Origin of the sequence: Methanosarcina barkeri str. Wiesmoor, assembly GCF_000969985.1 — an archaeon.
In the GTDB taxonomy this organism is placed as follows: Archaea; Halobacteriota; Methanosarcinia; order Methanosarcinales; family Methanosarcinaceae; genus Methanosarcina; species Methanosarcina barkeri_B.
Map to the genome: position 1 here is coordinate 4281083 of NZ_CP009526.1, position 11539 is coordinate 4292621.

An 11539-nucleotide genomic window follows, 5' to 3' on the forward strand; every position below is an offset into this window, starting at 1 on the left:
CACCCTTAGATTAATCCGGCTCTACCATAATCTTCATCGCCATACCCTTTCCCAGGGCATAACGTGCTCCGTTCACGTTAACAAGCAGGTTTCCTCTCTCGCATCCTATAAGACGAATAGAAGACGAAGGTGTAAAACCCATTTCTGTCAGTCTTCTTTTGAGAGCCTTGCCTGCTAGCACTTCTCGAATTTTACAGTCTTTTCCTTCAGAAAGCATTGGAAGAGGTATTTGTGGGATCAAATTAACCCTCCAGTGGTTCAACAACTATCATTTCAGCTTCCTGCTTCCTAAGAGAGAGGTTGTATCCTTTCAACTTAAAATCGACAGGGTCTCCCAATGGAGCTTTTTTGGTTACGCTCAGTACTGTCCCGGGAACCATGCCCATCTCAAGAAGTCGCTTGCGAGAATTTCCCTTACCTTTTATCTGGATAACGCGAGCTCTCTGACCTGTTACCAGCATGTTGAGGGTTTTATCGATTATTTCTGCCACTTTTGTACCACCATAATATTTTGGGATATACTAATTTTTTGCTTAACTTTGAAATGTAATAGTAATTATTTATAGTTTTCGTATATCCGAAAATATTGTGCATATCTGAAAAATACTATTTTTGAAAGAAATATTTTTTGAGAAAATCTGATAGCCTTTGCTTAACCGGCGAAACTTTCCTATCCAATTGAATAGAAATTACGCGCATAGAGTTCAAAATCAATCACAGTAAAAACGATGAGTTTAACTCATATCTTAAACAGTTAAATCTTAAATGTTTAATGATATTTAGGTTTCTCTAAAAAAGATTCCTTTTCTATGGGTTTTAAACCTCGGTTTTAAACCTTATTTCTCTGGTTAATTAGGTACTAGCGATTTTTCGATAAAAATACGTATTAATATTGATTTATTTATAATTTTGCCGGTTTATTATCCAGTTATATGATTTAAGTATAAAATTCGCATTTCAAGAGGTGTGGAATCTTTGCTTGATTGTTCGCCAAGCACTTCCATTGTAGCAAGCCCGCTATATGCCATTTTTGTAAGGGCAAGCATTATGAAATTGAATTCAGGTACTAGCTCCCTATATATTTGAACAGGTTTTTCTTCTGGGGACTTGGAGGGAACACCTGTAAAATAAGCTTTTTTTGCATAAAAATAGTTGTCATGCTTGAGTTCAGTCAAGGGGACAAAGACTGTGCCAAGCTGCTTATCTTCCCAGACTTCAGTCTGCAGTTGCATATAGATTCTTTTTCATTATAACATAAATGAAAATTATTATAATGTATCCACCGGCTATATTGAGAGAATAAGGGATAGTAATTTTAGATAAGAAAGTAATTATTGCTATTAAGAGCCACAGAATAAAGCCTATTAATGAGCTTTTCATACCGACGATGTCACTATTTTTTTCAATTCTGTTCATATTCTTACTATAAAATAAATAGTGTCCAAAAATCAAAAAAAATAAAATAAGACCTATCCCAAGCCATTGGTCTACTTGACCCCAATATTGAGCCTTGGTTATTTCGTTGCCATTTACAACTGTCATTTCTGAAAAAAATGACAGTTTTATATTATATATAAATATGAGCCAAGAATAAAATAATACAACTCCAAATAAAACTCCGGCTACTTCCTGAGTTTTATTTGAAATCGAGGTCGTATCTTTCATACAATAAAACCTCTCAATAATTCAATTTGAGTCTATATAATTAAATTACATTAAATGTTTCCAAAGATATGTTATATAAATTGTAAAGTTTTTAACTAGAGTTTATAACTAGAGTTTTTAACTAGATCATTAACAATTTATGTTTAATTGCTGTCAGTATTTTCGAGGAGAATAAAGCACCTTGAGACTTTAGAATGGTTTTTTCCTGAAAACCACGATTCAGAATACACTTTAAGGTTCCTCTTCCGAAACTTCTGTAATTGTAGGTTCTGTAGTCCATTCAGGCAATTCATCCACCTTTTCAATCGATTTCACGGTCTCATTTGGCGTGTCAATAGTTATCATATAAAATTCTCCACCGGTCATTTGCGAATAAGTGGATATTACGGTCCCGTTCAGGTAATCAGCTTCTCTACAGAGCTTTTCCTCGGAAACATCCGGTCCAAGGTTTTTTAATGTACCGTTTTGCAGCTCAACAGTTACTTCGTGAATATACCAGCCGTTAATCCGGATATATACTATAGATTTCCCTGTTTCATTGAAGATGGCACCTGTGCCTGAATAGTTTCCTTTTGTCAGGTTTTGGAAATCGCTATCATTCTCATAGATTTCATGTAATACTTGTGAAGCAGGTTTCCTGTCAATTCCTCCAAAGTCATCAGAGTCATTCATACCCAGGGGCAAATCGCCGGATTCATAGAGGGATAAAAGAAAAATTGCCGAGAATAAACCGATAATTATCAGCGAAAACCATTTACTTCCATCCAAGATTATTCCTCTTTGACATTTGCTTTTAACATTCTGTACCTTACTTTTCAAGTTCTGTACACCTGACATATTATTGCTTTTTCTAATTCGTACAATGAATAGGATCCAAAAATGTACTTTTTGGAGAAGTTTGTTCGAGTATATATTTCAAGGGAGACAAGACCAAGTAAGCCTTAAGAATTTTCAAAGTTAGCACAGCCATACCTTTGATACAATAGTGTTAAAAACAGACTCAATTTATTTAAATTTCAACACTATTTTGTGACTATAACTATTATCAGTAGCTTTTGAAGCGAAATGAAAAAGGTGCCTGTAAAACTTTACAACTTGTCACATGAAAATCGGTTTCAAGCGTCATTATGTACACTTCTTTTCGATCAGTCACTATACGTGCTATCGATTCTCCAGTCTCATTGAAGATTCCACCTGCATAGGTGTAGTCCTTACTACAGGACTTTGAAAATTGATATTATTCACATATATTTCTTAGTATTTCGATCCGGGTTCTCTTTTGACCCCACAATTATTAGCAGAAAGATCATTAGAGCGATTATTACTTTATAAAAGAAAAATAACGACAACTTTTCTATTTCGTAACATTATATAGCACACCTCTTTGTTTAGTCATCCCGAGAGGCAGAATCAGGCAAGCCTTAAATAACCGCAAAACTAACACTAGCCATGCCTCCGGGCACAATGGAGTTCAAATCTACTCTGGAAGGTTCTTTTGAACTTCATTAAATATATTCAAAAACATGCTATATAAAGTGTAAAGTTTTTAACCAAATCATTAAACAATAAACGCTGCATTTACGATTACTTTTATCAATTGTAACACTTTATGTGAGAAATTACATGATGATTTTGACAGGCTGATTGTAACTCCCAAATGTCGCCAGTACTTTTTTTTACAACAAAAAAGAATGTGAAGTCTGTAACTTCACCTTTTATTTTATTCGTTCTGAAATTTCTCGGATATCAGGAGAAGGATTCGGAAATATTAAGCAGCTCCCCCTTATCAAGAGAAGAAATAATAGTAATTTCGAATTCCCCATCTTGCCAGGTCAGAGCTTTCATATTTCCTCCAAATACCGAAGAAATCGTACCGGACTTGTTATTGACCAGAACAGGCTCTCCTTCACTTTCAAGATCCTGAGTTGCAGGCAAACTCTTTTCAGAAATGCTTTCTACAATACGTATTTCGTCGTCCCCTTTTGTATATACCATAGTGATCTTTTCTTGAGGGTATCCTGCAAAAATACCGAAGCTGTTATGGAGAAAAGTGGAATAAGGCGTATCGACACCGGAAGATACCGTTGAATAATTAAATTCATATCCTTCCGGGAGATATTCAGGGATAAGTATTTCAAAATCAGTAAGTTGTTTTGCTTCTTCAAGCGTTATTTTTTCAGGCTCATTTTTTAAGTCTTCCAGCTCCAATACCTTTACCTGCGCCCCATCCGGAATTTTAAACTCAAAATCAGAATATGGAATTCCCGTATTCAATCTCAGGTCCCGAATTTCCATTTCAAGATAAACATTTCCTTTGCTGTCATATAGTTCATACCCGAGAAGCATCCAGTTTTCGCTGTCGACCCATATTTTTGGTTTCCATTGAAGTGATTCATTATTCTCAGAAGGTGTGAGCTCAAGCAAATATACGCTTTCTCCATCTATTTTTTCGGTTCCAAGGAGGAAAGGTGACCCCCCACTAAGGACGAAACCGTTCAAAAAACCAGCATAAACATCAGGCTCAAAAAGTTTCAAACCGTCAAAATCATCTGAAGTTTCCGCTTTGAAAACAATCTCGGATTCGGAACTGTAAATCCATTGGAAATCTCCGTCAGAGACCATAATTATTTTCGTATCATTATCCGGACCTAAAAGAATCATTTTCATTAAATCAGGCTTTTTCCAGACAACTTCATATATTTCCGGATTCTGCTCTCTTGAACTTGAATTTACATACATTGTAAAAGAATAATCTTCAAGACTATCCATTTTCATCTGCATGTTGGATACGATTTCTTCACCGTCGGGCCGTATGTCAGATGTAACCCCTTCAACATCGGATTTCTCCCCGCAACCTGAAATAAAAATGGATAGGGATGCCAGGAACAGAATGAGCAGTAAATGTCTTTTGGATTTATTCTTCATATAGGGTTCTCCCCCGATCATTTTATTATTAAACGAATTTGCATGATCATGTCAAGTCATGTCAGGGAATAAGCTCAGATCCCACTACTTCGGCTTCTGCAGTCCATTCAGGCAATTCATCCACCTTTTCAATCGATTTCACGGTCTCATTTGGCGTGTCAATAGTTATCATATAAAATTCTCCACCGGTCATTTGTGAATAAGTGGATATTACGGTCCCGTTCAGGTAATCAGCTTCTTTACAGAGCTTTTCCTCGGAAACATCCGGTCCAAGGTTTTTTAATGTACCGTTTTGCAGCTCAACAGTTACTTCGTGAATATACCAGCCGTTAATCCGGATATATGCTACAGATTCCCCTGTTTCATTGAAAATTCCAACTTCATATGTATAGTTTCCTTTTGTCAGGTTTTGAAAATCACTATCACTCACGTATATTTTTCTTAATATTTCCGATCCGGGTTCTCTGTTAATCCCTCCATAATTATCAACGTCATTCATACCCAGGGGCAAATTTCCGGATCCGTAGAGAGATAAAAGAATAATTGCCGAAAGAAAACCAAAAATCACCAGCAGAAACCATTTACCTTCTTCCAGAATTATTCCTCCCTGACCATCAGTATCTATAAATATTCTGTATCTTATTTAGAATTTTAGAGTTATAGAGCTCTTGATGTTACTGCTTTTTTCCGGGCTACGCAAGCACATCCATGAAAGAAAAAGGCTCTTCGCTGTTTCGAGTGGGTAACTTACATTCATCTATTGAAATGTCGAAGTAATACATCTAACCCACTTTCCGCAGTAAATTTACGTAAATTCATATTTTTACTGCTATCGATTTTCAATCAAATGTAGATTTATTGGACTTTTATGCAGTAGGTAAAAGCAACGATGTGGTGTATTTAGAGACCAAAAATGATATCATTCAATTTTCACCAAATACCATTAAAAATTCAAATTATTTACTCTGTTCCAAAAACGCTATCAAGAAAAATATTGATTTTCAAAAAAATACTGCGGAATGTAGGATATAATAAAATATATGCAATTAACCATATTTTTTGGGTCGACTTTTTTTGAAAATACCTGATTCCTGAAAAAAAGCCCTATGGATAACACGACAAGGCTTGACAGACAAAAAAGAAATATGTTGCATTTGAAATCCCTCTATGACCGCGGGTTCAAAAGCTTATACGGTTTTTCTGTTATGCAGATTTGAGAGTTAGAATCATTCTCTTCATCTCTATCTATAGTTATACTTTAAAAATCAATTGATTCCACTTAAGAAAACTGGAATCCATAGAATTCCAAAAAAAATGGAAATAATAAGGTACTTAAATTCTCTCTTTGATGAAAAATACCCGGCTAAACCACCAAGAGTCGCCAAACTCACAGCATAGACAAGAACAGTCAAAAACCGGCTGATATTGAGACCGTCCTTATAGATAAGATTTCCAAAAAATAAATTTCCAAAAAACAAAAGAATGAAAATAGGAACTGTTCCAACTATAATTGCCCCTACCTTATCTTTTACAATCCACCCATAAATAATCGGAGTTACAGGGAAGATAAGCAGATTAATAACTGTCTCAAATCTCTCACCATAAGTTCCAAATATCCTGTAAAGATCTATAGTTTCAAGACCAGCTACGATGCAAACAACTGCAAAAGAGATTATCAAAGGATGAAATAATTTCTTTTGGAAATTAATGTTTAAGCCCCCTAAAAATAGGAAAGATGATTTTTTCACATTAGTTATTGGTTAAGTGAGGAATATAGATTCTTTCTCATTAAAATATAAATGGAAATTATTATAATGTATCCACCGGCTATATTGAGAGAATAAGGGATAGTAATTTTAGATAAGAAAGTAATTATTGTTATAAAGAGCCACAGAATATAGCCTATTAATGAGCTTTTCATACCGACGATGTCACTATTTTTTTCAATTCTGTTCATATTCTTACTATAAAATAAATAGTGTCCAAAAATCAAAAAAAATAAAATAAGACCTATCCCAAGCCATTGGTCTACTTGACCCCAATATTGAGCCTTGGTTATTTCGTTGCCATTTACAACTGTCATTTCTGAAAAAAATGACAGTTTTATATTATATATAAATATGAGCCAAGAATAAAATAATACAACTCCAAATAAAACTCCGGCTACTTCCTGAGTTTTATTTGAAATCGAGGTCGTATCTTTCATACAATAAAACCTCTCAATAATTCAATTTGAGTCTATATAATTAAATTACATTAAATGTTTCCAAAGATATGTTATATAAATTGTAAAGTTTTTAACTAGAGTTTTTAACTAGAGTTTTTAACTGGAGTTTTTAACTAGAGTTTTTAACTAGAGTTTTTAACTAGATCATTAACAATTTATGTTTAATTGCTGTCAGTATTTTCGAGGAGAATAAAGCACCTTGAGACTTTATAATGGTTTTTTCCTGAAAACCACGATTCAGAATACACTTTAAGGTTCCTCTTCCGAAACTTCTGTAATTGTAGTTTCTGTAGTCCATTCAGGCAATTCATCCACCTTTTCAATCGATTTCACGGTCTCATTTGGCGTGTCAATAGTTATCATGTAGAATTCTCCACCTGTCATTTGCGAATGAATGGATATTACGGACCCATTCAGGGAATCAGCTTCTCTACAGAGCTTTTCCTCGGAAACATCCGGTCCAAGGTTTTTTAATGTACCGTTTTGCAGCTCAACAGTTACTTCGTGAATATACCAGCCGTTAATCTGGATATATGCTACAGATTCCCCTGTTTCATTGAAAATTCCACCTGGGCCTGAATAGTTCCCTTTTGTTAAGTTTTGAAAATCGCTATCATTTTCATATATTCTCTGCATTGTTACTGCGGGGTCTAATCTGTCAATTCCTCCAAAGTCATCAGAGTCATTCATACCCAGGGACAAATCGCCGGATTCATAGAGGGATAAAAGAAAAATTGCCGAGAATAAACCGATAATTATCAGCGAAAACCATTTACTTCCATCCAAGATTATTCCTCTTTGACATTTGCTTTTAACATTCTGTACCTTACTTTTCAAGTTTTAGAAATCTGGCACATCACCTATTTTTTCTGAACTACGCAGGTGCGCCCTTAAAACAAAAAACGGAAAAGATAAGCTATCTAGAATGGCATCTTTTACACGTAGCATCTTTTACACGCAGTATCTTTTACACCTTAAAAGACTCACCCCATTCCGGCCTTTCAGGAGGGTTATTTTTCAGCATATCTCTCCATTCTTCATCTGTCAACCTCTGTCCTGATGGCTGCCAGAACTCATAATAACTCATTACAGGGCCTGCTCCAAGAACAATCCTACCATCGGGCTGTTTATAAGCTACTATTATCAGGTCCAGTTTTCCGGTTCCTTCTTCCAAAACTCCAGCAGGAGAGGTGTAAACATCCGCGACCATGACCGATCTCTGGGAATCCTCATCTACGTTCTCAAGCATTGGAGATATATTCTGGCCAAAATTCCTGATGAACTCATACTCTGCATCTGTCAGCTCTTTGTTTTCAAGCTCTTTTATCGAGATTTCCAGCAACTTTTCAAGGGTGTTTTCAAGAGTTGTGAACTCTTTATCTGATTTTTCGTCAAGTACTTCCATTTCAGCCAGCCCATTGTGTGCCATTTTTGTAAGGGCAAGCATCCTGGAATAGAATTCGGGAACTGGTTCCACATATCCCTGAACAGGCTTTTCTTCTGGAATATAGGGTACACCTGTGTAACGAGCCTGTTTTGCATAGAGGATGGTATCATGCCTGAGCTCGGTCCAGGAAGCAAGTGCTGTATTAAGCTGTTTATCTTCCCAGGCTTCAGTCTGCATAAATGTAGGATAACCCTCTGGATAACTTATTAGGAGAGGCTTTAAAGCGTACAGTTGAGCCCAGTATAGATTTTTATTCCAGTCTTCTTCATCAAAAGCTCTAAATTCATTTTCCAGAGATGTGTGAGCTTTTTTGTATTCTTCATTTTCAGAAATACCCTGATTTTTCAGGTGTTCTCTGGCTCTTTCAGAACCAAGGAGATCCATAATGTTCAGGGCAGGAGGATGGAGCTTCTGGAGAATATAGGAGTCTGGAGTATATCGCTGACCCATGAATCTGAACCCTTTTGTAGCCTCAAGAGTTTTGTTTTCGGTTTCAGAGCCTGCCTGAATTATTTCCCCTGTTCCGCTGTAGATTTTTGGGCTTTCATATTTTTCAAGTTCAGTTTTCAGTGCTGTAAGACTTTCGTTGTCGAAACTTACTCCGTTTCTATCATTCCCAAAAACAGTATCCAGAGCTTTTGTATATTCATAGGGCCCGAGGTCATCAGAAAAACCGACATAAAAAGCAGTTACGTTATAGATTCTGTCCCATCTCTCTCGGAGGTTTTTGTCCTTATCACAATGGTCAGAAATCAAAAAAGCCTGTATAGTCTGGATTCTCGCTTCATTTTCCGGGTCTTCTGTATTAATCATGTCCGGCTTAAGTAGCATACTCATTCTACCATGCCACATCATGGCCTTGAAGTATTTCTGAAGTTTTTCAGAGGATGTATAGTGTCCCCGTGGAGTGTACTGAGAGTAATCTTCACTGTACTTGAAAATCGGAGACACTCCCTCTTTTTGAGCTTCTATCAAAGCGAGTTCAGCCTCTACATCTTCCTGCACATATTTCGGGACTTCAAAGCTATATTCTTCGGAACTTGAAGTCTCTGTAGACTTGACCTGTATCCGATTTGGATCTGGTTTTTCTTCAAGCAAACTAAGGGCAACCGCAAAGTATGCAACATTTCTTCTTGCAGCTTCCTTTACTTCATCAGATGAAGAACTGTTTTCTTTTATCTCGTTATAATCTTCTATGGAAGATTCAAGGAGCATTTTGTCAAGTCTCCAGAGCTCGTCGTAAAACTCATTTTCTTCGACCCTTTTTAATGTCTCATCAAACTGGACATGGTAAAGGTGGAGGAGAGAATCCGACGTTATGAATATAGGAACGTCAGCCACTTTCAGGTCTCTGTAAGTTGCATTTACTTGCTCCACTTTAAATTGATTTTTGGTAACTTCATTTTCAATTACAACAAACCCATTTGTGTACAGTAAGTTTCTGCTTTCGTTTGTTAGGTGAATCTTTTGGATGAAACTATTATAATTCGTAATTTCGGAAGCCTGTAGAGGTAGAGAATAGATGGGAACTACAGCCTCGAACTACAGATTTTCTTTACTGTAATATTTGGAAAAGGAGCTTTGTCCTTCAAGTTTAGGGGTATTATTGGTCTTTTCAGAAGAGTTCTCTATAGAAACGTCTTCTTCGGTGGAATTAAATGAACTAGTCTGACTGTATGTTTCATTAACTGGATTTGTTTCATTAATTGGACTTGTTTCATTGACTGGCTCACTGCTACTGTCAATGCAACCTGATCCTAGTATCAATAGTATCGCCAGAAGGCAGACAAATCTCAGTAACTTTATTCTCAAGTACAATTCCTCACACTCTGATTTATTGTTTAGCGGAAAAATTATAAGAAAAATGAATAGTTTAAATAATTATATAGAGTTGACTCGCTGCTGCAAAGAATTACAATTAACTAGTTGAAAACCAAAATTTATTGAATGAAGAGAAACATCGTAATTTGAAACTTTGTTAATTATACACTCAAAGAATATTTAAAATTTATTCTATATATTTATTTCTTTTATGAATTTTTGTCAGTTGATTAAGATTCATCATATCGATCAGCTTTTTACCTAAAATAATGATGTATCAGAGTTTTAGTAAACGTCAATAATTCTATTTACTTACAGTAAATAATCTCAATATTTTGCTCTTGACTGAGCAATAAAATTGGCAAAATGATACCGACGTACATGCCCGAAAGAAGATAAAACAACATAGTGTATGTAGAAGAATTAAACAGTAACATAAGAAAAAGTCTGTAAAGATGGCGAGAGGAAATGAACAAGGTCGAAAATTAAAATCTCTTATATGAATAATTAGAGACTCTTACATGAATATAAAAACTATGAATAATGAAAAATCGAAAAAGTTATTTTTAGTGAATCCTTGTTTTGTTTAATGTCAAAAGAATATCTAAGTTGGGATAATTTTATTGTGACAAAAATTCCCTCAAGTGTCAAATTGGACCCTATAATTTATGAGTATATAAAAAAAGATCATTTGATTCTTGATATCGGTTGTGGTTTTGGAAAAGTTTCCCTTCAACTTGCTTTTCAAGGTTTTTATGTGGAAGGAATAGATATTAATGAAGCTGGAATACTTGCTGCACAGGAAAGTGCAAGAAAACTAAACCTGGATGATAAAGCACATTTCAGAGTTGGAGATGCTACAGATCTACCATATATAGAAGATAAATTTGACATTGTTATCATGCATGGACTTTTGACCATTATTGTGGATAAAAGTGATAGAAACAAAATTATACAGGAAGCTTATAGGGTTCTAAAACCAGAAGGGCATTTATATATTGTAGACTTTGGTCAAACATGGCATTCTGATATATACAGAGAAAGATATCTGAAAGATTTCCCTCTAACAAAGGAAGAAGGATCTTTTTTAGTTTATAATAAAGATACAGGGGAAAAAGAATACATTGCACATCATTATACCGAAAAAGAATTGATTTTTCTTTTAGTAAATAATGGATTCAAAATAGATTCTTTTGAGACTAAAGAATTTGTTTCAAGATCGGGAAATAAAGTAAATGGGTTTGTTATAATATCAAAAATTTGAGTATAAATAGAAAATTTAATTAGAGGTGAATAAATAAAAATAATCAGATCTAAACTCAAAAACTACGTATTTAAATCTTGATCTTGAAATAATCACTCGAGATCCCAACCAAGAAAATAGTTATGAAACTCTATGATATGTGAATAAATATGGGTTTTGATAAATAGGTTCTTGATTTATATTCATACGA

13 protein-coding genes are annotated in these 11539 nt (G+C 35.1%); 1 reads left to right on the forward strand and 12 read right to left on the reverse strand.

Annotation, left to right across the window (positions count from 1 at the left end; all coding sequences use genetic code 11):
* Positions 1-10: 10 nt before the first annotated feature.
* The 12 genes from MSBRW_RS17545 to MSBRW_RS23715 all read right to left on the reverse strand — a co-directional run bounded on the left by MSBRW_RS17545 (position 11) and on the right by MSBRW_RS23715 (position 10076).
* Positions 11-241: a FeoA family protein gene (locus MSBRW_RS17545; protein WP_011306454.1), complete on the reverse strand. Its 231-nt coding sequence runs from the start codon at positions 239-241 to the stop codon at positions 11-13.
* A gap of 1 nt (position 242) precedes the next feature.
* Complete coding sequence (locus tag MSBRW_RS17550; protein WP_011306453.1) at positions 243-491, reverse strand: FeoA family protein; 249 nt, start codon at positions 489-491, stop codon at positions 243-245.
* Positions 492-920: 429 nt separating this feature from the next.
* Entirely contained in the window at positions 921-1232 is a 312-nt protein-coding gene (locus MSBRW_RS17555) for a DUF3160 domain-containing protein (protein WP_048102690.1), read from the reverse strand.
* A complete protein-coding gene (locus MSBRW_RS17560; protein WP_011306452.1) occupies positions 1216-1665 on the reverse strand; it encodes a hypothetical protein in 450 nt (149 codons plus the stop codon). The genes MSBRW_RS17555 and MSBRW_RS17560 overlap by 17 nt, the downstream gene beginning before the upstream one ends.
* Before the next feature lie 231 nt (positions 1666-1896).
* Complete coding sequence (locus MSBRW_RS17565; RefSeq protein WP_011306451.1) at positions 1897-2433, reverse strand: hypothetical protein; 537 nt, start codon at positions 2431-2433, stop codon at positions 1897-1899.
* A 978-nt stretch (positions 2434-3411) separates the two neighbouring features.
* Positions 3412-4590, reverse strand: a complete 1179-nt coding sequence (locus MSBRW_RS17570) for an outer membrane lipoprotein-sorting protein (RefSeq protein ID WP_011306450.1) — start codon at positions 4588-4590, stop codon at positions 3412-3414.
* A 61-nt stretch (positions 4591-4651) separates the two neighbouring features.
* Positions 4652-5158, reverse strand: coding sequence for a hypothetical protein (locus MSBRW_RS17575; protein WP_011306449.1), 507 nt, complete (start codon positions 5156-5158; stop codon positions 4652-4654).
* A gap of 697 nt (positions 5159-5855) precedes the next feature.
* On the reverse strand, positions 5856-6269 hold the full coding sequence (locus tag MSBRW_RS17580) for a hypothetical protein (protein ID WP_155398362.1): 414 nt from the start codon (positions 6267-6269) through the stop codon (positions 5856-5858).
* Between the two features lie 74 nt (positions 6270-6343).
* Complete coding sequence (locus MSBRW_RS17585; protein ID WP_011306447.1) at positions 6344-6796, reverse strand: hypothetical protein; 453 nt, start codon at positions 6794-6796, stop codon at positions 6344-6346.
* Between the two features lie 270 nt (positions 6797-7066).
* Positions 7067-7603 carry a hypothetical protein gene (locus MSBRW_RS17590; RefSeq protein ID WP_011306446.1) on the reverse strand — a complete coding sequence of 179 codons (537 nt, stop codon included), beginning with the start codon at positions 7601-7603 and terminating at the stop codon, positions 7067-7069.
* 181 nt (positions 7604-7784) lie between these two features.
* Entirely contained in the window at positions 7785-9788 is a 2004-nt protein-coding gene (locus tag MSBRW_RS17595; protein WP_230670171.1) for a DUF3160 domain-containing protein, read from the reverse strand.
* Between the two features lie 18 nt (positions 9789-9806).
* A complete protein-coding gene (locus MSBRW_RS23715; protein ID WP_230669842.1) occupies positions 9807-10076 on the reverse strand; it encodes a hypothetical protein in 270 nt (89 codons plus the stop codon).
* Between the two features lie 598 nt (positions 10077-10674).
* Between MSBRW_RS23715 and MSBRW_RS17600 the strand changes: the two genes are divergently transcribed.
* Positions 10675-11349 carry a class I SAM-dependent methyltransferase gene (locus MSBRW_RS17600; RefSeq protein ID WP_048102689.1) on the forward strand — a complete coding sequence of 225 codons (675 nt, stop codon included), beginning with the start codon at positions 10675-10677 and terminating at the stop codon, positions 11347-11349.
* Positions 11350-11539: the final 190 nt, after the last annotated feature.